The sequence below is a fragment of the Defluviimonas salinarum genome (genome assembly GCF_026013545.1).
Classification (GTDB): Bacteria; Pseudomonadota; Alphaproteobacteria; order Rhodobacterales; family Rhodobacteraceae; genus Albidovulum; species Albidovulum salinarum.
Genome location: NZ_JAPDOG010000001.1, coordinates 348,511 through 369,658, shown reverse-complemented (window position 1 = coordinate 369,658; position 21,148 = coordinate 348,511). Strand labels below are relative to the sequence as shown.

Here is a 21,148-nt window from a genome sequence, read left to right as displayed (position 1 = left end):
CTGGCCGCGCTCGGCCTTTGGGATAACGCCCTCGCGGCTCAGCTGCTGGACGCGGCGCTCCGAGAGATCGAGGAGCCGCGCGATAACGCCGATGGGTTGCGTGGCTGACGACATGAGATGATCCGCGCGCTCCGATTAAAGTCATGTAATTGCTGCGATTATACTGGATGACGCGCCCCGGCAGAGCGAAGCTGATCCTACGAAAACGATGCACCCCACGGAGCCTGCCATGACCCTCGCCGAACGCTACAACCTTCAAGCCGTCCGCCTGCTGCCGCACATGGCCGCCGACCTTCAGGTCGATCCCGCCATCACCCGCGCGACCGAGATCGACGAGATCGTCTTCCGGCGCGGCGAGTTTCTGGGCGGCATGGCCTGCGCGATCCTCGCGATGATCGAGCAGAAGAACTGAGGGGCAAGATGATGACCGACCGCCACCAACTCCGCGCCGAAAAGGCCCGCCGGAACCAAGAAGCCGCACTGGCGGCCTTCATTGAAAAGAAGGCCGAGATCGACGCGATGCTCGCCCGCCTGCAGGGGCTGAGCGATGACCATTTCAACGCCCATCCCGACGAGATCAATTGGGGCCAGGTCGGCACCCTCGAACACTACGCGAGCCTTTTGAAGCGCATCACTGACAGTGCGTTTGGCGAAGGCGAATTTGCAGACTGACCTCCGGCTTATCCGGAACCTCCGCCGCGCGCGGGCGCGGCTTAGGGTCGTAGAAGGGACCGCATGATGCGGGCCCGAGCACGGAGACGACCCCATGATCGAGCTTTCCGATACCCAAGCCATCATTCTCAGCGCCGCCGCACAGCGGCCCGAGCACATCGCCCTGCCGCTGCCCGAGAGCCTGCGGGGCGGCGCCGCCGCCAAGGTGGTTGGCGCGATGCTCGCCAAGGGCTTCCTCGAGGAGGTCGAGGCGAACATGCGCAAAGGCGAACCTGTCTGGCGCGAGACCGGCGACGGCCACGGCGTCACACTGGTTGCCACCGACGCAGGCCTTGCCGCCATCGGCATCGAACCGGACACCGCCGCTGCCCCCGAACCCGCGCCCAAGACGCGCACGCCGCGCGAAGGCACCAAGCAAGCGACCCTCATCGCCATGCTGCGCGCGCCGGACGGCGCGACCATCGAAGAGATCATGGCGGCAACGGGCTGGCAGTCGCACACGGTGCGCGGCGCGATGGCCGGGGCGCTGAAGAAGAAACTCGGGCTCGAGGTGACCTCGGAAAAGGTCGAGGATCGGGGGCGCGTGTACAAACTTCCTGCCGCCTGACGCAACGACCCCGACAAGTCGATGGCCGCCGTCCCGCCGGGGCGGCGGTCGATCATTTGGCGCTCCGCACCCGTATTGCCTCGAACAGCCGCCGCAGGACGTAGGACCGCGCAATGCTCACCACCGTGAACACCGCGCCCATCTTCAGGTTTTGCGCCAGCGTCGTGTGCAGCCCGAAGAACGGGAAGATCAGGATCTGTGTGACGACCGCAACGCCGTAGCCCACGATCACGTTGGCGACGGCCTCGACCAGCGACATGAGGTGCGACTGTTTCATGCCGCTGCCTCATCCATCGGCCAGCAGTTCAGCTGCCAGAGTTCGAAGCGCATGCGCCGCAACCAGGGGGACCACGCCGTTGCCACAGAGGCGAAGCCGGTCCACCCGGTGGGCCAGCCCATCAGCGCCTCGACGAACAGCGGGTTCAAGGTTCGGCGCGGCTCGGAGGTATCGCTCCCAGCCATCGGCGTCACCAGGACCTGGCGGCCAAGCAGGCCGTTCACGGGCGTATTCGCCAGCGTCGTCGCGCCATCCTTGTGATCCCGTGCCGTCGGCGTCATCCACATCTGACTGGCATGGGTGAGGTCCGCCGTCCGGCGGTTGCCGGCGCTCGGCTTGTTTCCGTCCGTTGCCATCGGCGTCGGCCAATCCCGTGCCATCCTGTCCAGACCCTTTTCGTCGCGCCTGTCGCCGCCCCGGCTCCGAAAGCTGTCCGTCTGTGGCGTCGGCCACATCGCGGCCGTTGTCGCGAGATTCATGCCGTGCTGACCCGCTGCCTGCGAGGGCGTCGGCTTCGTCTGTCGGTTTTCGTTCGCACTGGCCCTCGGCGTCGGCCACAAGCGCAGCAGTTCCGTCCGGTTCCCGCCACTCGACCGGGTCCCAGAGCAGGCGCGCGGGGTCGGCCAGCTCGTCGTCTTCGCGGATGGCGAGGATGAAGAGCCGCTCGCGCTTGTGGGGCGCGCCGACTTCCGCCGCCGTGAAGAGGCCTGCCGCAAGGCGGTAGCCCATGCCGACCAGTCCGCTGGCGACTTCGGGGAAGCCGAGGCGGAGATGATGGGCGACATTCTCAAGGAAGACGAAGGGCGGTTCGACCTCGCCGATGATGCGGGCGACATGCGGCCAGAGATGGCGCGGGTCGTCCGCGCCCCGGCGTTTGCCCGCGACGGAAAACGGCTGGCACGGATAGCCCGCAGTGACGATGTCCACCGCGCCGCGCCACGGGCGGCCGTCGAAGGTTCCAACGTCGTCCCAGACAGGTGCGTGATCCAGGGACGAGTCTTCCATCCGCGCCACGAGAGTGGATGCGGCGAAGGTTTCCCGTTCGACATGGCCCACAGTTCGATATCCGGGCAAGGCGATGGTGAGGCCGAGGTCGAGACCGCCAGCGCCGGAGCAGAGCGAGAGGCCGAACAGGCATGCGTCGCCTGTTCCGCCAGGCAGGCCTGCGGAAGGTAAAGCCAGGTCATCCATCCCTCAGCGGTCTTTGGTCTTGATGTCGTCGTAGGGCGTTCCATCCCCATCGAGGACGGCCTGCTTCCCGGTGAATTTCTGCCAGCGCTGGACGGCCACATCGACATAGGCCGGGTTCAGCTCGATGCCGAGGCAGACGCGGCCCGTGGTCTCGGCCGCGATCAGCGTGGTGCCCGATCCCATGAAGGGCTCGTAGATCGCCTGACCCGGGCTCGAATTGTTGAGGATCGGCCGACGCATGCATTCCACAGGCTTCTGTGTGCCGTGGACGGTCTTTTCGTCCTGATCCTTGCCCGAGATGTGCCAGAGCGTCGTCTGCTTGCGGTCGCCCGCCCAATGGCCCTTGCCGGACTTACGCACGGCGTACCACGCGGGTTCGTGCTGCCAGTGATAATCGCCCCGGCTCAGAACCAGCCGCTCCTTGGCCCAGATGATCTGGGACCGGATGGTGAAGCCCGCGACCTCGAGGCTTTCCGCCACGGTCGCCGCGTGCAGCGCGCCGTGCCAGACATAGGCCACATCGCCCGGGAACAGTGCCCAGGCCTCACGCCAGTCGGCGCGGTCGTCGTTCAGCACCTTGCCAGTGCGCTTGGTCTTGGCCGCCCCCGCCTGGTTGCGCCAGCCCGGGTCGTATTCCACGCCGTAAGGCGGATCGGTGACCATCAGCAGCGGCTTCACCGGGCCGAGCAGCCGCTCGACATCGGTGGCGACCGTGCTGTCACCACAGAGAAGCCGGTGGTGCCCCAGAAGCCAGAGATCGCCGGGGCGGCTGACGGGATCTTCCGGGGTTTCCGGGATCTCGTCTTCGCCTTCCTGCGGACCAGTGCCCGCATCGAGGCTCGACATCAGCGCGTTCACCTCGTCCTCGGTGAAGCCGGTCAGTCCGAGGTCGAAATCCGCCTCCAGCAGGTCCGCCAGTTCGAGGTTCAAGAGGTCCTTGTCCCATTCGGCATTCTCGCCCGAGCGGTTGTCCATGATCCGGAAGGCGCGGGCCTGCGACGCGGTCAGCCCCTTGGCGACATGCACCGGCGCGGTCTTGAAGCCGAGCTTGCGCGCCGCCTCCAGCCTTGTGTGTCCGGCCAGTACGACCATCGCCTCGTCCACGACGATGGGCTGACGCCACCCGAACTCCTGGATCGAGGCCGCGACCGTGGCGACGGCCTGCTCGTTGCGTCGGGGATTGCGCGCATAGGGAATGATCTGCTCGAGCGGCAGGTCGACGACGTCCATGGGAATGTCCTTGGGGTGCCGGGCAGCGAAATGGGGGCCGGAACCGAAATGACCCCGCGGGGCCGTTTCGGTTCAGCAATGGGGTTTCCGGCGGTCAGACCCTGTGCTCGTTGCCGCAGTGGCCCAAGCGAAACGAAACGCGTATTTTCCGGGGTGTCACTGGGAAACCCTCGCGCTTCGCCCGCCCGTATAGGATGGACGCCGGGAAGGACCCGCCGATTTCAGGGAAATGCGCATCGCGTCGGCCCTGCTGTCGCCGGTCCGCGCGAATGGAAACGGGGAGAGCCGTCTTCCGACGTACTCTCCCCATCATATCCTTCAGATAGCACGGATGTGTTGCAGCTGTCGAAGATCAAAGTGTTGCAACACTTCATGCAGCCGCAGCATTCAGCCGCGCGGCAATCTTGGTGAGCGCGAGCTTGTGCTGCCGCCATGCGGTGCTGCGGTCGACGCCCAGCTCATGGGTGATCTGCTTCCACGGCCGCCGGGCGGCACGCCACCAGATCAGGCGGCGTTCACTCTCGCCGAGCCAGAGCACCCAGTCGAAGGTCTGCTCGAGCCGCGAGATCGCAGCGGCCGAGGGCCAGACCCGCATCGGTTCGGGCTCCATCGCGAGGATCTCGCGCTCGGTGCGGATGACCTGCGGCCAGGCGTTGAAATAGCCCTGCACCTTCACCGGCGGCAGCTTGCGCAGGGTTCGGAACGCCTCCTCGAAATGATCGGCGACGTCCTCGGCGGTCCAGTTGTGCTCAGCCATGGCGCAGATCCTCGACCGGGCGCGGACCATAGAGCCGCGTGCCCAGCTGCTCGACGAGTTCGCGCTCGGGCCAGGTCAGGCGCTGGTCATCCACGCTGACAGCCAGCAGGCCCTGTTCGCGCCAACCGTCGCGCTTCACCTCATCAGGCGACCGACGCTGGCCGCCATAGCCCTTGGGATGGAACCTCATGCCGCACCTCCCCGGGCCTCGAGGGCCCAGAGCAGGATGGCGATGGCATCGGCCTCGTTGTCGTCTTCGGGGCTGAAGCCCTTTGCGCGGGCCGCATCGATCATGGCCTGCTTCGGGGCGTTGCCCTTGCCGGTGGCGTGCCGCTTGATCGTGCCCACCGGCACGCCTCCGTAGGGGATGCCCCGCAGCTCGCCCCAGCTGGTGAGCGAGGCCATCAGCCCGCCATAGACATGGGCCGCGTCGGTTCCGGCATGGCGGCGGACCTCCTCGAACCAGATAGCCGCGATGGGCCCAGACAGCCGGTCCAGTTCGGTAAGCCAGTTGGTGAAGCGGAGATAGCGCATGCCACCGCCGTCATAGCGCCCGGGCCGGAAGCTGGCGGTGCCGCTGGTGATCAGCCCACCGTGGCTGCGTAGCGCCCAGCCGGTGGTGGTGCCGAGATCGAGCGCAAGGATGCAGCGCGGGTGTTCGTGGGATTGGGTCATGAGAGACCTCCTCTTCGCGTTTGTGAGCGAGGCGAGCGGGCTGGCCGGTGAAGGCTGCGGTCTCGCCAGGCCCCGAAGGGTGGTCTGGTCAGTTCATGGGCTGGGCAGCTGGGCCGCCCGGCAAATCCTTCAGAACCTTCATAGGGGCGTCTTGAAGGATTTCCGCCCCTAAGTGGTTGTCCTGTATGTGTAATATATAATCTTTCAATTATTCAATATTTCAATGGGTACCTCTCTCCCAATGTTAAACCGCGCGCGTACACGTATAGGGAAAAGGGGTCCTCTTGAAAGATTGAAGGATTTGAAGGATTCGGTTTTTCCCTTTCGTTTCTGCTGCTTGGCGGTAGTTCGGCTTCAAGGGCCGCTTCAGGCGGCTTGAAGGATCTCCGGTCACCCGCCCCACCGCGCCATCCGGTAGACCATGGCCTGCTTGGTCGAGGAGCCGCGCATGCCCGTGGTGATGTCGCCGCTCTCGATCAGCGTCAGCAGGATTTCGTCGCGGTCGCGCGATTTCAGCCATTGGGAAGCCCGGGTGATCTCGGATTTGGTGATCCCCTTGGGCCCGGCGGCGCGGACGATCTCCTTCAGCCGCTTCAGATGCGCCTCGGTCTCGGTATCCGCCACATGGCGCTCGACCGCCTCCATGGTGCGCCGCGCGTAATGGCGCACGAAGCCGATGGCCCAGTCCGCAGCAGTGATATCGATCTCGGGGCGCACAGGATCGCGACCAACAGCGACGATCAGCGCCAACTTCAACGCGTTCTCTCCGATCCGGGCGAGAATGGCCGTGAAGGCCGTACCGGCCGCTGCCCGTAGTTCCTCGGTCAGGACGTCGCTGAGATCGGCGAACCGGGCGCGCGCCGCGTCGGACATCGGCACGGTCATCGGGTTCACGGCGGTGTTCTGATCGGCGGTCTTGCCGGTCAGGTTGCCCTTCGCGGATCCGCCGCCCTTGGCGACCAGCTGGAGCGCCTGGATCAGCGCGGGAGGGGCTTGCCGGATGCCGACGGCGAGGTTCTCGTCCGGATAGTGTTCATCGCTCGGCAAGATCAGAAAGCGCGCGAGCGAGCCATCGACCACGTTTGCCCCCTGCAGCGCGCCCCAGAAATGCAGAGGCGTCGTGGTGCCATAGACGCAAAGGCAGGGCTGGTTGATGTCGCGCCGCTCATTGGTGCCGTCGCGATTCGCATATTCCGCCCCGAGGAAGATCCCGCCTGCGGCCGTGAAGAGTTCGGTCATGTTGTCGAGGATCTCAGTGATGTGGCGCGGGCTGCGCTTGCGGTCAGCGGCGGCCGACAGGAACATCCCGAATTCGTCGATCTGGAACAGGATCGCCGGCTGGCGGTGGAGCGCGGTCAAAAGCCCCGCGCCGGAGGCGATCTTGTTGCCGCCGAGATAGTGGGCGAGACCCGTCTCGAAGAACACCTCGTTGATGATCTCGCGGGCGTGGTTCTTGCCCGAGCCGCTGTCGGCGATCCCCACGACATAGAGGTTCGAGCGAAGGTTGCTGGTGGTGCGATACCGCCGCCCCATCAGCGCGCCGATGGCGCAGAGGCTGGCCCCGAGCGACAGAAGCGGCTGTGGGCGGCGCGCTGTGGCCAGCATGTAGCCGGTCAGATCCCCGACGAGACCATCGGGGATGGTCAGGCTGAAGGCGGGTTTTTCCGGATCGGCGACGGTCGGCGCGCTCCCCTCCAGCCGGGCCAGCAGATCGGCGGCCGGATGCGGGCCGTCCGGATCGAGACTGCCATCGAGGCGTAAGGCGGCGTCGGGCTGCCAGCCACGCTCCATGGCGAGGTGGTAGATCGTGCCCGCGCCGATCCGGTCGGGCTTGAAGCTCGCCCAGGCGCGAGCCGTTGTCGCGGGCACATCCTTGGCGGCCTGGGCCGACCAGGTGGCAAAGACCTCGCCGCCCTCATCGCCAAGCGCACCTTTCAGCGCCATGCCGATGCGCATCCAGCTGTCGTAGTCGAGCTCGTCATTCGGCAGCCAGTCGAGCGCCGACCGGATGGCGGGCAAGGTGCCGATCTGCCCGTGGTTGCGCAGCAAGGTGGCCGGTGCTGCCGAGCGCAGCCCACGCTGGCGCAGGGCCTCGGGCAGGATCGCGTAGGCCTCGTCGAGAAAGGTCGCCGCCGCTTCCGCCGTGATTTCCGGAAGATCGCTGATATCGAGATCGGCCAGACCCTCGTCGGGCCAGACATAGGGCGCGCCGGTGTCGGGGTGATTGGCATAGGCCAGAAACTGCTGCCCGAGGCAGAGAACCTCGAGCGGATGGCGTTTGATGCCCCGAAACGGTGCGGCCGTGCGATAGACCAGCATGCGCTTAGGGGCGCGGCCGATGCGCAGTGCGGGCGTGTCGCCGAGGCGCGCCCGGGCCAGCGCCTCGATCTGCAATGCCAGTTGGGCGTCCGTCGCGATGTCGATATCGACCGCCGCCACCGCACCGCCGACGATGCCGATGCCGCAATCGGGCCAAGTGGCCCAGGTCGCGACCTCGACCTCCGTGGTCGGGCGTTCGGCATGGCGATTCCATTCGGGGTAATCGGCCCAGCCGCCGCGTTGGAACCGGCCGGGCTTCTTGGTGCCCGGGCCGATCGGCAAGATGGCATAGCCATTGGTGACGAGCCGCGCGCCGAAGCGCGCCATCCAGGACGTGTCGGCCATCAGAACGGCACCTCCGGCGCCATCGCGTCGAGCCGGTTGCGATCCTTCGCCGCCAGCGCGCGCAGGTGGTCGCAATAGCCGGTGACGACCGCATCGAGAAACCGGGCCCATTCCTCCTCGGACAGGGTCGCGAGGTCGGACTTGCCGATTCTCTCAAGATATTCGCCGCCCATCTGGCCGCCTTTGGCCATGGCCTTGGTCTCATTCGGGGTCGGATCGATCATGCCCTTCCTCCCATGGCAGAGGTCCTGACAGGCACGGCTGCAGAGCCGCTTGCGGCTGGCGTCGCGCCGCGGGTCGGTGCGGCAGAACCCCGGTTCGAACCAACCAAACCCGCGAGGTTCCCGGTGGCAGACGGCGCAGAGGCCGGGGTCGGATGGGCGCATGGGGCGAACCTGTAACCGGAGATTTCAAGATAGCGGCCCGAGGGGCGGACCGAGATGTCGCTGGGGCGCGCAAGGCGGCTCGTCTGCGCGAGGGCCTCGGCCACGCTCCGCGGCACAGGGCAGCCGGGCGCGCGCTTGCGCCACCACTCGGCCGCCTTCTGGCGGGCATAGCCCTGATGCTCGAGGCAGACCCATTCGCTGTAGGTGGCAAGGCCGCAGCTATAGGTCACCTTGAGCGACGGACGCCCGCCCGCCTTGTCGTGGCGGCTGTAGGAAACGCCCGTGACCGGAAGCCATCGTTGCTTTGGCGAAAGCACCGGCAGCGTGGCGGCCGTGGGGGCGATCTTCACCTCGCGCGCCGGGAAGACATAGCCGCAATCCGGGCATTCCGTCGCCGAGAGCGCGATGATGCTGTCACAGTCCGGGCAGACCTTGGTCGGCGCCTCGCCCCCACCGCCATCACCGGGGCGTTTGGGGCGCACCAAGTCGATCGGCCCGTGGCGGCGGACATTGCCGGCGAAGTCCAGCACCAGGCAGTTTTCCTTGCCCGGCGCAAGGCGGGTGCCGCGCCCGACCATCTGCACATAGAGCCCGGCCGATTGCGTGGGACGCAGGAGCGCGATCAGGTCGACCCCCGGCGCGTTGAAGCCGGTGGTCAGCACGCCCATCGAGGCGAGCGCCCGGATTTCGCCGCGCTTGAAGGCGGCAAGGATCGCATCGCGCTCGTCCTTCGGCGTGTCGCCGAAGATCGTGCGGCAGCTGACACCCTGGCGGCCGAATTCCTCGGCTACGTGGCGCGCATGCTCGACGCCCGAGCAGAAGGCCAGCCAGGATTTGCGGTCGCGGCCATGCGCGATGATCTCGGTCACAGCCGCGCGGGTGATGGCGTCCTGATCGACCGCCGCCGCCAGATCGCGCGCAATGAAATCGCCCGCGCGGGTGCCCACCTTCGAGACGTCGAGCCGGGTGGCGGGCTGTTTCGAGACCAGAGGGCTCAGATACCCCGCATCGATCAGCGCGCGGACCGGGGCCTCATAGGCGATGTCGGTGAAGAGCGCATTCTGCCCCTCGTGCAGCATCCCGCAATCGAGCCGGAACGGCGTGGCGGTCAGCCCGATGACCTTGAGCGCCGGGTTGATCGCTTTCAGCGCGTCGAGGAAACGCCGATACATCGTGCTCGACTTGCCGGGGATCAGATGCGCCTCGTCGATCAGCACCAGATCGGTGTGGCCGATCTCGGCCGCGCGACGGTGGATCGACTGGATGCCCGCGAAGAGAATCCGTGCCTGAGCCTCGCGCTTTCCGAGGCCCGCCGAATAGATGCCCGCCGGGGCGTCGGGCCAGAGGCCGATCATCTCGGCATGGTTCTGCGCGATCAATTCGCGGACATGGGTCACGATCAGGATGCGCTGATCGGGCCAGGCCTTCAGCACGCCTTCGATGAAGGACGCCATGACGAGCGACTTGCCGCCCGCGGTCGGGATGACCACCAGCGGATTGCCGGTGTGGGTCTGGAAATAGCCGTAGATCGCGGTGATCGCGGCCTGTTGATAGGGGCGCAGGGTCAGCATGGCGCGGCCTCCGGGGAACGGGCGTCATTGGTCCAGGTCGTGCCATCGGCCATGCGGTAGGTGACGAGATCGTCGCCCGCATCGATAACCTCGCCCGGGATGAGATCGGGGATGAAAAGGTGACGGCCACAGGCGGCGCGTTGCTCTGCCAGGGCCAGCATCCGGTCGTGGCGGGCGCAGTGCCAACCACCCTCGACGGGTGTCGCATGCAGGCAGGACCGGCAGGTCACCGCAGCGCCACCGCCGTCATGGCAGGCCGCATGGTGATCGCAGAACCGGCATTCGAACCAGGCCGGATCCTCGCTGATCCGCGGGGGCGGATGCTGGGCGAAGATGATGCGCCCGGCCTTTTCCAGCAGGCGCTCGGCCATGGCGCGGTCCGCCTCTATGCGCTCGACATGCAGCGCGTCGGTGTCCTTGCAGACCGCGACGTAGAGGGCGCGCGTGATGCCCGTCAGGTGCATGTAGATCTGCATCTGCGCGGCGTGCTGGGGCTTGGCCAGAACGACACCCTTGGCGGTCAACTCGTTGAAGCTCTTGACCGAGTGGGTCTTGAACTCCATCACATGCCAGGTCTTCGGGGCCTCCAAGAGCCCAATGGCCACGCCATCGAGCGAGCCGCCGAAATGGCCGCCATGGGCCTCGACCCGGAACTGGCGGCCGGTCTCGGGATCGACCTCGAGCACGGTCGCCCCGGTGGCACGCAAGTTGCGCACGAGCCGGTCTTCTTCCTGCTGGCCCGTCTCAAAGAGGCGCAGCAGGCGGCCGGAATGGCGCGCGGGCGTGATCCAGCGGAAGTCGTACCAGAGCGCCCGGGCGCAGGATTTGCCGATAATCGAGGCGCCGAGATGGTCGCGGAAACCATCGCCCTGGCGGGCCTCATAATCGGCATAGATCGCCGTCAGCGTGGGCGTGGGGGCTTCGGGAAGTTCTGCCATCACAGACCCTCCCGTTCGCTACGGGCCTGCGCCTCGGCCAGAATGCCATCCCAGGTCTCGGGGTCATGGCGTTCGCGCAGGATGCCGATCAGCGCGTCCTTGAGCTTTTCGCGGCGACGGCGGCCGGAGCCTTGGGCGAGCAGTTCCGCGCGCTCGCGGCACAGGTGGCGCAGGGCCGTACGGGCCCGGTGGAACCAGTCCGGATCGATCGGCTTCTGGCCGCGCTGGCGGGCCAGATCGGCCGTCGCGATCTGCGTCCGGATCTTGGCGATGGCATCGTCGAGCTCGATCAGTCGCCGCTGATCATCAGGCAAGCAGGAGCTGTTCACGGCCACGGGGGCCGCGTTGGTCATGTCAGTCATGGGAATTTCCTCAGATGGGGTTGCGCGCTGCCCCGTCAGTCAGGGCGCAGGGCAGCGCGGGTGCTCAGCCCTTCTTGTTCCAGGGCGCGGAGGCCATTTTCGGCGGCACCGAAGAGCCGGCCGGATCGGGCGCGGGCTTCGCCGGGCGGGCGGCCGGGGCCGAACCCCGCTCGGGCGGCAGATAGGCAATCGCGTTGCTCTCGCCGTAGCCGTTCTTCGGCGGGCGGATCTTCACCTGGATCGTCATCGGGATCAGGTGCAGCTCTTCGCTGTCGCTGACATGCATCCGGCCCGTGGCGTGGCAGATCGCCGAGAGCGTGCGCTGCGCGATCTCCACCGTGGTCGGGTTCGGGTTCACCAGGTTGAGCTGGTCGAAGATCTTCCGCCCCTTGTGCTCGCCCTCGAGGATGTCGAGCATCAGCCAGAGGAACTGGCCCATGCCGTTCTTGGTGACGCGCATCTCGCTCTCGACGATCTGGGCGCGGTATTTGCCTGCGGGCAGCAGCTCGTAGGCGGTGGTGGGCTCGACGCTGGTGGCGTCGAAGGACGTGTCGAAACGTGCCATGGTCTTGTCCTTGTTCAGTTCATTGGGATTGGGGCATGGCCGCGAGGAACTCCGACCACATCAGCGGCAGGGTGTCCGGCAGGCCGTAACGGTTCTTGGCGAGGAAGGCGGGGCGCTCTTCGGTGTGCATGACGCGCGCACCGGACCCGAGCGCCCGGGTCACCTTCTTGTTGAAGCCGACATCGGATTTCGCGACCGAGATTTGATAGTTGGCGAAGAGCACCACGTCGGAATGCTCCTGCAGCAGCGCCGAGGCGCGAGTCTGCAGCTTGATCACATAGCGGTCGTAGGGCTCGTGCTCGGGGCTGTCGAAACGCTTGATGTCGGTATGGGCGATCTGGATGACCACCATGCCTTTGCGGTCGCGCAGCGCGTTGAGCCGGTCGAGATATTCGCGCCAGATCGTCAGCGCCTCGGCATAGCCTTTCCCGAACCCCGGCGCCTCGATCGAGGCCCAGCCGTTACGCTTGCAGGCCTCGGCCCAGATCAGCGGCTCCAGCCAGTCGACGCTGTCAACGACGACCGTGCCGAAATCATGGTCCTCGTTCGAGAGCGCATCAAGCGCCTCGGCCACCTCCGCAAAGCTGGTCGCCAGCGGAAAATGCGGGACCTGCAGCTTGCCCAGCCCATCCTCGGTCATGAGGAAGACGGGCCGGTCTGCATCGGCCGCAAAGGTGGATTTGCCCACCCCGGCCACGCCGTGGATCAGGATGCGCGGCGGGGTCAGCACCGAGGTCGTGCGCAGGGACGCGAGCGAAATGGCCATCAGCGCACCTCCTCGTTCAGCACGAGGCGGAACTTCGGCTTGCCGGTGCGGACCTTGCGCGCGGGCTCGAAGCCCTTGCGCCAGCTTTCCGGCAAAGCGCCGTATTTGCGCTCGGACACCGACAGCTTGGTCTCGATGAATTCCGCCGGGTCCTCACCCGCCGAGGCGATGTTCTCGGCGATCTGCGCCAGCAACGCCTGATCCCAGTCGATGCGCTTGGGCAGTTCGGCGATCACAGTGACGCCGTCATCCGCGAACCGGATCGTGCCGGTGTCCTTGCCCGCCTCCTGGCGGGTGTCCTGGGCGCGGTCCGCGTATTTGAGGGAGATGGCGCCGTCGAGCCAGTCCGCGACCGACTTCGCCTGCGTCAGCTGCTCGTCCGCCGCGCCTTTCAGCAGCGCGAGCTGATCGGCGGGCAGCGCCGCGATCTGGCCCACCGGCATGCGGTGGATATCGGCCAGGGTGATGTGGTTGGAGATCGTCATGTTCCGCCCCCTCACGCCGACATCGGACGATGGGGTTCGTGATCCACGCCGCGGATCTGTTCGGCCTCGAAGGCCTCGACATCCTCGAGCCGGTAGATCACCCGGCCGCCGAGCTTGATGAATTTCGGGCCTTCGCCCGTCCACCGCCAGCGCTCCAGCGTGCGGTGCGAAATGTTCCAGCGAGCCGCCAGCTCGATCTGGGAAAGGTGCCTGGTCCCCATGTGAACCTCCTTGGGATTTCTGCGAACACTTGCGGGTTCAACATGGCGGAGGGCGTGGGAGGGCTTAGGGAGGGCACCGGTAGGGAAGCAGGTAGGAAAGCCACAAAAGCAAAAGGCCGCCCTGACGGACGGCCTTCGACATGGCGGTGTCTGACCGGATCAGGGCTCGATCCAACAGTTTCCGTCGGCGTATTTGATGAACGAGCGCCAGTCGTCGCGACCGCTGAACACCTTGGAGAATGAATTCGTGCCGTCCTTGTAGCCCGCTTCATACAACACGGCTTCAGTCAGGCATGTTGCAGAACCTGTTTCGTATGCATCGAACAACACGTTCAACAAGCGACGCTGCTTGGGGCTCTTGAAGGTGAGGGCTTCGCCGCGCAGCCAGACGATGCCGTAGTCGTCGGAATGATCGATCGGGAAACGACGCTGCACTTGTCCGGGGAACACCCGAGCCCCGATGACCTGTGGCGAGATCGCGAGCTTCGCCGGATCACCCGCAACATCCGCCACGTTGATGATGTGGTTGCGTTTCTGGGCGGTCGTCGGGATACGCTCGCCGGGCGTGGAGGTCAGGATGATGCGGATTTCCTGCGGCGGCTTGCGCGCGATCAGAGCCTCGAGCTGCGTCCAGATCCCCGGATCGCCAAGCCGCCGGGCAAACCAGACGGGCACCGGGGCCTTCGCTCCGGCGAGCTTGATGGTTCCAACCTCCCAGACGAGATCCGTGACCAAGGACGTCGGGCGTGAGGGCCCGGCACGCTCGAACGCCACCAGCATCTTGGCAAGGGCCAGACCGTAGTCGACCTTGCACGCCGCGATCTCCTTATTGGCGACCTTGATCCAGCGGCCGGTGCTGTCGTGATAGCCGAATGATTTCAGCTCGGCCGACCAGGTGGCCTCGAGCGGTTCATCCTCATAGTCGTCCATCCCGGCAACGATCGGCACATGCCCGCTCGGCACCAGCAGCTTGGCCGCGATCAACGCGTCGGTCGCGCTGCGGGAAACCTGGTGCAGCGCCGATGTCTGGAGCGTCATGCTGCGGGCTTCCATGGCCCGCAGCAGAAGGTCGATCGCACGCTTACTCAAGGACGTCGCCTTCGTCGTTGTCGTCCTTCAGGATGCCCCAGAGCCGCAGATACTTCTCGCCGATCAAGCGCTCTTGCGGGGTCATGTCCTTCAGGTTGCAGCCATGCGGCATGGTAACGGTCATCGACAGCGATTTACCCCGCCCGCCTTCGGGGCCCGGGTGGAACTTGATGGTAAAGCGCGCACGGGTGACCACCCATTCCGCCACGTCGCCGGTGCCACCCAAGACACGCGCGCCGCCACCGATGTCGAGGCCGATCCGGTGTTCCGCCATCTGCCAGATCGTCCGGTCGGCACCCGACATGGATTCCAGCGTGATGCGTTCCTTCGCATCGCCCAGATCCATCAGGCGCAGTTCCTTGACGGTCACGCCGGCAATCCCGTCGGCCGGGTCAGTCGGGAAGTCGAACGGCCGCAGCAGCATGCTGAGATCGTATTCGCGCAGCGGCAGCGACTGCTCTTCATCAAGGGTGATGCCCAGCAGGTCGCGCGCCATGTACCGGGTCAGATCGATCCGGTCCTCGCGCGTCTTGGCCACAACCTCGATCACGCCGGTCGCAGCCTCATAGGTCAGCGCCGCCTCGAAGACCGGCTTCACGATCCGACGCGACAGGGTGCTGTTGGCGTCGAATCCCAGCGTGTCCTCGGGACGCCCCTCCCGGTAGACCGCGACCTGGACCAATTCGCATTCCTCGCCCTCGAGGATCACCCGGTGGCGGTCGAAGATGTCGACATGGACGTTGGGCGTTTCGAACCGTTCGCGGATCGCGGCCGTAAACGCGGCGAGCGAAACCGGGTCCTTCTTCACCGCGAGATCGGGATCGACGCCGAACCCGCTCCACGACCGCCCCCGGCGGCGCTCGTCATTGTAGCGCACCTCTTCGGCCAGGCGGAACCGGTCGTTCTCGTTTAGAAAAACCCAGAGCGAGCGGTTGTTGGCCCCCTCGAGCGTATCGAAGACCGCGCGGTTCACGACGACGTTCTGCAACGCGTTCTGGCCGGGCTCATCCGCCAGCGCCGCCACGCGGGCCGCATCGAGAACGACGCGCTGCTTTTCGTCATCGGACATGGCGTCGACGGCCTTGATCAGCGACTCTACCACCTCGGGCTCGGGCTTCGGCCAATCGATGGGCGCAAGCGAGGTGAACCCGCCAGCAGTGAAGTAATCCTGCAGACGGATCACGGGGGTCTTGCGGAGGAACGCGGCGATGGCGGTCATGAGAGCCCTTTCTTTAGCCGGGGAGGAGGACAGAATCGCGAAAATGCGATACGATGTTGTTCGATATATACCGAACAAATCGCCACGTCTACTTGCGCGGCACAATTTTGTTCGGCATAGCGAACAAACGTCCTGCAACCAAGGAAACCAAGGATGATACGATGACCACGTCCCTCGGCGCGAAGATCAAGCGCCACCGTCAGGAAAAGGGATATTCCCTCGACAGGCTCGCCGAGCTGACCGACTCCAGCAAGAGCTATCTCTGGGAACTCGAGAACCGCGATACGCGAAAACCGTCGGGCGAGAAGCTGACCCGCATCGCCCAGGCTCTGGAGGTCACGACCGACTACCTGCTCGATGACAGCGAGGAGCCCAGCGACCAGGTTCTGAAAGAGGCCTTCTTCCGCAAGTTCAGCAAGCTCGACCCCGAAGACCAACAGAAAATCAACCAGATGATCGACATGTGGGGGAAGAAGGATTGAGCCTGCCGACGACGCCGAAGGGGTGGGCTATCCGCCTGACACAGATCCTGTCGATGGTCCAAGGAACGCATGGACTTCCGCGGTTCCCCATCGATGTGGCCGCGCTGGCGCAGGATTTCTCGCGACAGGTGTTTCCGGACGCGCCAATCACGATGGTGCAAGGGCTGAAACTCTCCAAGGGCGTCGAAGGCATGCTGATGCCGCATCCCAGCGGCTCCGGCGAGTGGGGCATTGTCTACAACGAGACCATCCGGTCGCCGGGGCGGCGCAACTTCACGCTGGCGCATGAGCTAGGGCACTACCTCCTGCACCGGCAGGCCAACCCGCGTGGGCTGGAATGCACCAGCCGCAACATGGCCGACTGGGATGAGGCCCGGAACAGGATCGAGGCGGAGGCGAACACATTCGCCTCCTACCTGCTGATGCCCCTCGACGATTTCCGCGAGCAGATCAAAGGCCGGATCATCGATATCGACGTGATGACCGAGCTCGCGGATCGCTATGCCGTATCGCTGACCGCCGCGATCCTGAAATGGATGACCATCACCGACAAGCGCGCGATGATAGTGGTCGGCAAGGAAGGCTTCATCGATTGGGCCTGGTCCAGCGAACCGCTGTTGAAGTCCAAGGTGTTCTACAGGGCACGGCAAGAGGTGATCGAATTGCCGCCCGCCTCGCTTGCCGCGCAAGAGGTGGACGGGGATGAAGGGCGCTACGGCTGCCACCATCCCGCTGGCATCTGGCTCGGCTCTGAACCGGTCCACGAGATGACGGTGTTCTCGCCCAGCAATGAGCAGATGACGATCTCGCTTCTGCTCTACCCCGACCGCGCCCCATCGCGATGGGAAATGGCCGATCTGGAGGAAGAGCCGGTCCTCGACAGCTTCGACAAGTTCATGGACGGCCGGACAGGTTGATTCGCCACGGCCGTTCGACCGAGAGGAGAGCGCAGGGACATATCAGCTACGCAGATTTTCGCCACGGTGCGCAGCGACCGCATGAGGCCGTAATAAACTGATTTGCTTGATATTTTTATGATTTCGCGACACATTTTGCCTATCACAACAGTCGCGAAAACCCGCCATGTACATTCCTCCCGAAGACCCGGTTTCCGGGCCCAATCCTCTATGCCCTGAACGCATGTCCCCTGATGCCCGGCTTGCCGAGTTGGGCCGCATTCTCGCCGCGGGCGTCGTTCGCCTGAATGCCGGGAAGTCCAGTTCTTTATTGCCCGCCGACGGAGACAGTTCCGTGGACTACCCGCTCCGAAAGAGCGGTGGTCGTCGCAGGAAACGCATCCGCATCGGAGGAATTGATGAAGCATCACAGTAAGATAACGCCGCCCAAGCCCGGGCAGGACGCGCGCCTGGACCAAAGTGTCCTGTCGCGCATCGCCACGCTCAAGGCCATGTCGGTGAAAGAGCTGAAGACCGAATGGGAACGGCTCCTCGGCAGCGCCGCGCCGAACAACAGCCGCGCCTTTCTCGAGGCCCGCATCGCCTATCGCCTGCAGGAACTCACCTATGGCGGCCCTGATCACGAGACCCGCCGCATGCTGGACCTGCTTGCCGACGAGGTCGAGGGCGTCTCCCGCCGCAAGAACCAGATCGCGGATCCCCGCAATCCGGTGGCAGGCACCCGGCTGATCCGGGAATGGAACGGGGTCGAGCACACCATCACCGTGTTGAAGGACGGTTTTGAGTGGCAGGGCCGCAAGTACAAATCGCTCTCGGGGATTGCCCGTGAAATCACCGGCGTGCGCTGGAACGGATATCGCTTCTTCGGGCTGCAGGTCCGACCGCGGGAGGTTTGACCATGGACATGAACACGCGCCCCGGCCGCCGCCTGCGCTGCGCCATCTACACCCGCAAGTCGAGCGAGGAAGGGCTCGACATGGAATTCAACAGCCTCGACGCTCAGCGGGAGGCCTGCGAGGCCTATATCGCCAGCCAGAAGTCCGAAGGCTGGGTTGCCACCCGCGACCGCTATGACGACGGTGGTTTCTCTGGCGGCAATCTGGACCGGCCGGGGCTGAAACAGCTGCTGGCCGACATCGACGATGGGCTGATCGACGTGGTCGTGGTCTACAAGATCGACCGGCTCAGCCGCGCCCTGATGGATTTCTCGAAGCTGGTCGAGGTGTTCGACCGCAACGGCGTGACCTTCGTCTCGGTCACGCAGTCCTTCAACACGACCACCTCGATGGGGCGGCTGACGCTGAACATCCTGCTCAGCTTTGCCCAGTTCGAACGCGAGGTCATCGGCGAACGCATCCGCGACAAGGTCGCCGCCTCGCGCAAGCGGGGAATCTGGATGGGGGGCTATGTGCCGCTTGGCTACGATGTGCTGGACCGCAAGCTGGTGATCAACGAGGCTGAGGCCGCCTCGGTGCGCCGGATTTACGAGCGGTTCGCCGAACTTGGCTCGGCCACGATTCTGGCGAAGGAGCTGCGGCGGGAGGGGTTTCGCAGCAAGCAGGGCACGCTGATCGACAAGGGCTACCTTTATCGGGTGCTCCGGAACCGCGTCTATCGCGGCGAGGCCGTCCACAAGGGCAAGGCCTATCCGGGCGAGCACGAGGCCATCGTCGCCGACAAGCTCTGGGATCAGGTCGACGCGATCCTGCAGGGCAACCGCCACGCCCGGTCCAGCAACAGCCGCATGCAGACGCCTGCGCCGCTGAAGGGCCTGATCTTCACCGACACCGGCGCGGCCATGACCCCGACCGCGACCAAGAAACGCGGCAAGCTCTACCGCTATTACGTGTCGATGGACGTGATCAAGAACCGCACGCCGGAGGACGACAGCGGTAGCGATCAAGCACCAGTCCGCCTGCCTGCGGGCATGGTCGAGGACGCCATCGTCACCGAGGTGCGGCGCATTCTGCAAACGCCCGAGGTAGTCACGCAGGTGCTGGCGGCGCTGAAGCGCGATCAGGTATCCGAGGCCGAGGCCATCGCGGCGCTGCATGATTTCGACACGCTCTGGGCGCAGCTGTTCCCGCTCGAACAGGCGCGGATCATCCAGCTTCTGGTGCGGCGCGTCACCGTCACCGCCGCCGGGCTCGAGGTCGACATCCGCCGCGAAGGCGTCGCCGGTGTCATCCGCGAAATGATCGCTCCGCGCGACATGGAGGCCGCCGAATGACCCGTAGCAATGACACGATCCGCGTGCTGATCCCCCTGAAGCTGCGCAAGAAGAACGGGCGGCCCAAGATCATGCCGCCCGCCGATTACAGCCCGAGTGAGGATCAGACGCAGGACCCCCACATCCTGCGCGCCATCGGCCGGGCATGGGGCTGGCGGCGGCGCATGGAGGCAGGCGAGTTCGCCACGATCCAGGAACTGGCCGAGGCCGTCGGTCTCGCCGAGCGCCATGTCAGCCGCCAACTGCGCCTCGCCTACCTGGCGCCGGAGGTGCTCAAACGCCTGACGTGCGGCCGCGAAGCATCGGCGGTCAGTCTTTACGACCTGTGTTTTCTGGCCGGGGAGACATGGCAGGAGCAGGCTGAGCGGGCGTTTTGTCATGGTGCGTAGCACCCAGCGCAGTCTTCTCAATGCCGTGAACAACCTCGTTCTGAGCTGGTGACTGCTGCTGGAGGACAAGTCGCAACTGGATTGCCTTGAGGACACAAATGATGAACAATCAAGGGAGCCGCGTGCGCGGCGTTTGCTTCCTGCGAAATCTTGACGTAAACGCGTAACACGCTTCCAAACGGAAATCCGTCCGAGGGAGCTGTGATCTTCTATACTTTGGGCTGTCTGCTATGGACGATAGAAACATTCGCCTGCATTTTGAAGGCCCAAAGACAATAGGGCACACCGTACCAGCACAGGTTATGGTGCGCGCCTTGGAAAACATTCAGCAAATCGTTTATCTCTTGGCAAAGCAAGAACGTGGAAACGTTATGAAGCAGCGCGCAAGGGTTTCACGGGAGATTGAAAAGACTTTCGCGATAATCTGCCAAGTCCCCGAGAACGGTGGATATGCGCTGCCGCAGGAGATTGGCGATCCTTCCGACGATTTTTTTAACGAAGACGAAATAAAATCAGTCGCGCATAAATTCAGGGTTCTCAGCGAGGCGATTGAGGCAGAGGATTCCGCGAAGGTTAGCCAAATCGTCCCTGACCACATCTATCGGTCTGCGATCCTGAAACGATACAAGGCTGCTCAGCCGCCTAAGAGATCGGGGCTGGTGCTTTCCATTGAGGACTACAGGCACAATCGGCTTTTCGGCGGGAAGAACGCGCTTGATAAGATCGAACGAATTGAATCATCGGGTAAGGTTCATGAGTTTGGAGAAACCCCCGGTTACCTGACCGGGACGCTCGTGAAGATGGATTTTGTCCAAAGGTCACTATCTCTCAAACTATTGAGTGGAAATACGGTCCAAGCCGTTTACCAGGATGATTTCGAGCCGACGCTGCTGGAGAATGCCAGGGGCCTAATCCAGATTCATGGGAACATTCAGTATAATGAAAAGAATGATCCAACGCTGATTTCTGACGTTGACGACGTCACCGAACTCGACCTCTCTCCGATTGCGATCAAGCAGTTTGAAGTCGCTGGAAGCGTCATCTCGGTCGTTCCTCCACTAAACTTCGAGATCGAGCTCGATGAGGATAGCGGCATGCTTTCATCCTCGAGTGATTTCGAGATTTTGGTTTGTGCAGAAACAAGGCCTGCACTTGAAGACGAAATCGACGAAGCGCTTCGGATGCTTTGGCTTGAGTACGCCCAAGAGAATGACGATGCGCTGTCACCTAAGGCTATTGAGCTTGCAAATAATTTACGAGCGCGATTTTCAATGGACAGTGAGTAGTTGCCATGCAGAGAGATGACGTTGAATCGGCACTTCTGCGCAAGGGCTTCCAGAAGAACAATACCGATCACTCGTACTATCAATTCTTTGATAAGAACGGGAAGAAGACGATTGTAAATACCAAGACATCTTTTGGCTCAAAATATAAGACGTTAGGGTCGCCGCTTGT

The 21,148-nt window shown here is 64.4% G+C and carries 26 protein-coding genes; 9 read left to right on the top strand and 17 right to left on the bottom strand.

Annotated elements, in window-relative coordinates; translation table 11 throughout:
• Positions 1-229 precede the first annotated feature (229 nt).
• The 3 genes from OM960_RS01870 to OM960_RS01860 all read left to right on the top strand — a co-directional run bounded on the left by OM960_RS01870 (position 230) and on the right by OM960_RS01860 (position 1,279).
• Positions 230-412 (top strand): hypothetical protein, encoded by a 183-nt coding sequence (locus OM960_RS01870; protein ID WP_264770892.1) that lies wholly within the window; start codon positions 230-232, stop codon positions 410-412.
• 11 nt (positions 413-423) lie between these two features.
• A complete protein-coding gene (locus tag OM960_RS01865) occupies positions 424-672 on the top strand; it encodes a hypothetical protein (RefSeq protein WP_432759503.1) in 249 nt (82 codons plus the stop codon).
• 94 nt (positions 673-766) lie between these two features.
• Positions 767-1,279, top strand: coding sequence for a DUF3489 domain-containing protein (locus OM960_RS01860; protein WP_264770890.1), 513 nt, complete (start codon positions 767-769; stop codon positions 1,277-1,279).
• Positions 1,280-1,331: 52 nt separating this feature from the next.
• Here OM960_RS01860 and OM960_RS01855 read toward each other — a convergent pair whose 3' ends face one another.
• From OM960_RS01855 to OM960_RS01775, 17 genes are all read right to left on the bottom strand, one after another.
• Positions 1,332-1,556, bottom strand: a complete 225-nt coding sequence (locus tag OM960_RS01855; protein WP_264770889.1) for a DUF7220 family protein — start codon at positions 1,554-1,556, stop codon at positions 1,332-1,334.
• Positions 1,557-1,565: 9 nt separating this feature from the next.
• The gene (locus tag OM960_RS01850) at positions 1,566-2,747 is read right to left on the bottom strand and encodes a DNA cytosine methyltransferase (RefSeq protein ID WP_264770888.1); all 1,182 of its coding nucleotides are present in this window, start codon (positions 2,745-2,747) and stop codon (positions 1,566-1,568) included.
• Between the two features lie 3 nt (positions 2,748-2,750).
• The gene (locus OM960_RS01845) at positions 2,751-3,977 is read right to left on the bottom strand and encodes a DNA modification methylase (RefSeq protein WP_264770887.1); all 1,227 of its coding nucleotides are present in this window, start codon (positions 3,975-3,977) and stop codon (positions 2,751-2,753) included.
• 370 nt (positions 3,978-4,347) lie between these two features.
• The gene (locus OM960_RS01840) at positions 4,348-4,734 is read right to left on the bottom strand and encodes a DUF6362 family protein (protein ID WP_264770886.1); all 387 of its coding nucleotides are present in this window, start codon (positions 4,732-4,734) and stop codon (positions 4,348-4,350) included.
• Complete coding sequence (locus OM960_RS01835) at positions 4,727-4,924, bottom strand: hypothetical protein (protein ID WP_154491262.1); 198 nt, start codon at positions 4,922-4,924, stop codon at positions 4,727-4,729. Before OM960_RS01835 ends, OM960_RS01840 begins: the two co-directional genes overlap by 8 nt.
• The gene (locus OM960_RS01830) at positions 4,921-5,409 is read right to left on the bottom strand and encodes a crossover junction endodeoxyribonuclease RuvC (protein WP_264770885.1); all 489 of its coding nucleotides are present in this window, start codon (positions 5,407-5,409) and stop codon (positions 4,921-4,923) included. The genes OM960_RS01835 and OM960_RS01830 overlap by 4 nt, the downstream gene beginning before the upstream one ends.
• A 390-nt stretch (positions 5,410-5,799) precedes the next feature.
• On the bottom strand, positions 5,800-8,073 hold the full coding sequence (locus tag OM960_RS01825) for a PriCT-2 domain-containing protein (protein ID WP_264770884.1): 2,274 nt from the start codon (positions 8,071-8,073) through the stop codon (positions 5,800-5,802).
• A complete protein-coding gene (locus OM960_RS01820) occupies positions 8,073-8,297 on the bottom strand; it encodes a DUF6511 domain-containing protein (protein WP_264770883.1) in 225 nt (74 codons plus the stop codon). Before OM960_RS01820 ends, OM960_RS01825 begins: the two co-directional genes overlap by 1 nt.
• Entirely contained in the window at positions 8,294-10,030 is a 1,737-nt protein-coding gene (locus OM960_RS01815; RefSeq protein WP_264770882.1) for a DEAD/DEAH box helicase, read from the bottom strand. Before OM960_RS01815 ends, OM960_RS01820 begins: the two co-directional genes overlap by 4 nt.
• Positions 10,024-10,968: a PD-(D/E)XK nuclease family protein gene (locus OM960_RS01810; RefSeq protein ID WP_264770881.1), complete on the bottom strand. Its 945-nt coding sequence runs from the start codon at positions 10,966-10,968 to the stop codon at positions 10,024-10,026. The genes OM960_RS01815 and OM960_RS01810 overlap by 7 nt, the downstream gene beginning before the upstream one ends.
• A complete protein-coding gene (locus OM960_RS01805; RefSeq protein ID WP_264770880.1) occupies positions 10,968-11,330 on the bottom strand; it encodes a hypothetical protein in 363 nt (120 codons plus the stop codon). Before OM960_RS01805 ends, OM960_RS01810 begins: the two co-directional genes overlap by 1 nt.
• A gap of 64 nt (positions 11,331-11,394) precedes the next feature.
• Positions 11,395-11,895 (bottom strand): DUF669 domain-containing protein, encoded by a 501-nt coding sequence (locus tag OM960_RS01800; protein ID WP_164612602.1) that lies wholly within the window; start codon positions 11,893-11,895, stop codon positions 11,395-11,397.
• Positions 11,896-11,914: 19 nt separating this feature from the next.
• The gene (locus OM960_RS01795) at positions 11,915-12,661 is read right to left on the bottom strand and encodes an ATP-binding protein (protein WP_264770879.1); all 747 of its coding nucleotides are present in this window, start codon (positions 12,659-12,661) and stop codon (positions 11,915-11,917) included.
• A complete protein-coding gene (locus OM960_RS01790; protein WP_264770878.1) occupies positions 12,661-13,146 on the bottom strand; it encodes a hypothetical protein in 486 nt (161 codons plus the stop codon). Before OM960_RS01790 ends, OM960_RS01795 begins: the two co-directional genes overlap by 1 nt.
• An 11-nt stretch (positions 13,147-13,157) precedes the next feature.
• The gene (locus OM960_RS01785) at positions 13,158-13,367 is read right to left on the bottom strand and encodes a helix-turn-helix transcriptional regulator (protein WP_264770877.1); all 210 of its coding nucleotides are present in this window, start codon (positions 13,365-13,367) and stop codon (positions 13,158-13,160) included.
• Positions 13,368-13,526: 159 nt separating this feature from the next.
• Positions 13,527-14,456: a hypothetical protein gene (locus OM960_RS01780; RefSeq protein WP_264770876.1), complete on the bottom strand. Its 930-nt coding sequence runs from the start codon at positions 14,454-14,456 to the stop codon at positions 13,527-13,529.
• Positions 14,449-15,675, bottom strand: coding sequence for a hypothetical protein (locus OM960_RS01775; protein ID WP_264770875.1), 1,227 nt, complete (start codon positions 15,673-15,675; stop codon positions 14,449-14,451). Before OM960_RS01775 ends, OM960_RS01780 begins: the two co-directional genes overlap by 8 nt.
• A gap of 161 nt (positions 15,676-15,836) precedes the next feature.
• Between OM960_RS01775 and OM960_RS01770 the strand changes: the two genes are divergently transcribed.
• The 6 genes from OM960_RS01770 (at position 15,837) to OM960_RS01745 (ending at position 20,979) form a co-directional block, all read left to right on the top strand.
• Positions 15,837-16,157, top strand: coding sequence for a helix-turn-helix domain-containing protein (locus OM960_RS01770; protein WP_264770874.1), 321 nt, complete (start codon positions 15,837-15,839; stop codon positions 16,155-16,157).
• Entirely contained in the window at positions 16,154-17,074 is a 921-nt protein-coding gene (locus tag OM960_RS01765; RefSeq protein WP_264770873.1) for an ImmA/IrrE family metallo-endopeptidase, read from the top strand. The genes OM960_RS01770 and OM960_RS01765 overlap by 4 nt, the downstream gene beginning before the upstream one ends.
• A 359-nt stretch (positions 17,075-17,433) precedes the next feature.
• Positions 17,434-17,970, top strand: coding sequence for a DUF2924 domain-containing protein (locus OM960_RS01760; RefSeq protein WP_264770872.1), 537 nt, complete (start codon positions 17,434-17,436; stop codon positions 17,968-17,970).
• 2 nt (positions 17,971-17,972) lie between these two features.
• Positions 17,973-19,304 carry a recombinase family protein gene (locus OM960_RS01755; RefSeq protein WP_264770871.1) on the top strand — a complete coding sequence of 444 codons (1,332 nt, stop codon included), beginning with the start codon at positions 17,973-17,975 and terminating at the stop codon, positions 19,302-19,304.
• A complete protein-coding gene (locus tag OM960_RS01750; RefSeq protein ID WP_264770870.1) occupies positions 19,301-19,693 on the top strand; it encodes a hypothetical protein in 393 nt (130 codons plus the stop codon). Before OM960_RS01755 ends, OM960_RS01750 begins: the two co-directional genes overlap by 4 nt.
• A 230-nt stretch (positions 19,694-19,923) precedes the next feature.
• Entirely contained in the window at positions 19,924-20,979 is a 1,056-nt protein-coding gene (locus OM960_RS01745) for a hypothetical protein (RefSeq protein ID WP_147304509.1), read from the top strand.
• Positions 20,980-21,148: the final 169 nt, after the last annotated feature.

Bases quoted from the DNA above. Each gene is read 5' to 3' on its own strand.
- OM960_RS01870 (WP_264770892.1), top strand. From the start codon at position 230: ATGACCCTCGCCGAACGCTACAACCTTCAAGCCGTCCGCCTGCTGCCG.
- OM960_RS01865 (WP_432759503.1), top strand. From the start codon at position 424: ATGACCGACCGCCACCAACTCCGCGCCGAAAAGGCCCGCCGGAACCAA.
- OM960_RS01860 (WP_264770890.1), top strand. From the start codon at position 767: ATGATCGAGCTTTCCGATACCCAAGCCATCATTCTCAGCGCCGCCGCA.
- OM960_RS01855 (WP_264770889.1), bottom strand. From the start codon at position 1,556: ATGAAACAGTCGCACCTCATGTCGCTGGTCGAGGCCGTCGCCAACGTG.
- OM960_RS01850 (WP_264770888.1), bottom strand. From the start codon at position 2,747: ATGGATGACCTGGCTTTACCTTCCGCAGGCCTGCCTGGCGGAACAGGC.
- OM960_RS01845 (WP_264770887.1), bottom strand. From the start codon at position 3,977: ATGGACGTCGTCGACCTGCCGCTCGAGCAGATCATTCCCTATGCGCGC.
- OM960_RS01840 (WP_264770886.1), bottom strand. From the start codon at position 4,734: ATGGCTGAGCACAACTGGACCGCCGAGGACGTCGCCGATCATTTCGAG.
- OM960_RS01835 (WP_154491262.1), bottom strand. From the start codon at position 4,924: ATGAGGTTCCATCCCAAGGGCTATGGCGGCCAGCGTCGGTCGCCTGAT.
- OM960_RS01830 (WP_264770885.1), bottom strand. From the start codon at position 5,409: ATGACCCAATCCCACGAACACCCGCGCTGCATCCTTGCGCTCGATCTC.
- OM960_RS01825 (WP_264770884.1), bottom strand. From the start codon at position 8,073: ATGGCCGACACGTCCTGGATGGCGCGCTTCGGCGCGCGGCTCGTCACC.
- OM960_RS01820 (WP_264770883.1), bottom strand. From the start codon at position 8,297: ATGATCGATCCGACCCCGAATGAGACCAAGGCCATGGCCAAAGGCGGC.
- OM960_RS01815 (WP_264770882.1), bottom strand. From the start codon at position 10,030: ATGCTGACCCTGCGCCCCTATCAACAGGCCGCGATCACCGCGATCTAC.
- OM960_RS01810 (WP_264770881.1), bottom strand. From the start codon at position 10,968: ATGGCAGAACTTCCCGAAGCCCCCACGCCCACGCTGACGGCGATCTAT.
- OM960_RS01805 (WP_264770880.1), bottom strand. From the start codon at position 11,330: ATGACTGACATGACCAACGCGGCCCCCGTGGCCGTGAACAGCTCCTGC.
- OM960_RS01800 (WP_164612602.1), bottom strand. From the start codon at position 11,895: ATGGCACGTTTCGACACGTCCTTCGACGCCACCAGCGTCGAGCCCACC.
- OM960_RS01795 (WP_264770879.1), bottom strand. From the start codon at position 12,661: ATGGCCATTTCGCTCGCGTCCCTGCGCACGACCTCGGTGCTGACCCCG.
- OM960_RS01790 (WP_264770878.1), bottom strand. From the start codon at position 13,146: ATGACGATCTCCAACCACATCACCCTGGCCGATATCCACCGCATGCCG.
- OM960_RS01785 (WP_264770877.1), bottom strand. From the start codon at position 13,367: ATGGGGACCAGGCACCTTTCCCAGATCGAGCTGGCGGCTCGCTGGAAC.
- OM960_RS01775 (WP_264770875.1), bottom strand. From the start codon at position 15,675: ATGACCGCCATCGCCGCGTTCCTCCGCAAGACCCCCGTGATCCGTCTG.
- OM960_RS01770 (WP_264770874.1), top strand. From the start codon at position 15,837: ATGACCACGTCCCTCGGCGCGAAGATCAAGCGCCACCGTCAGGAAAAG.
- OM960_RS01755 (WP_264770871.1), top strand. From the start codon at position 17,973: ATGGACATGAACACGCGCCCCGGCCGCCGCCTGCGCTGCGCCATCTAC.
- OM960_RS01750 (WP_264770870.1), top strand. From the start codon at position 19,301: ATGACCCGTAGCAATGACACGATCCGCGTGCTGATCCCCCTGAAGCTG.
- OM960_RS01745 (WP_147304509.1), top strand. From the start codon at position 19,924: ATGGACGATAGAAACATTCGCCTGCATTTTGAAGGCCCAAAGACAATA.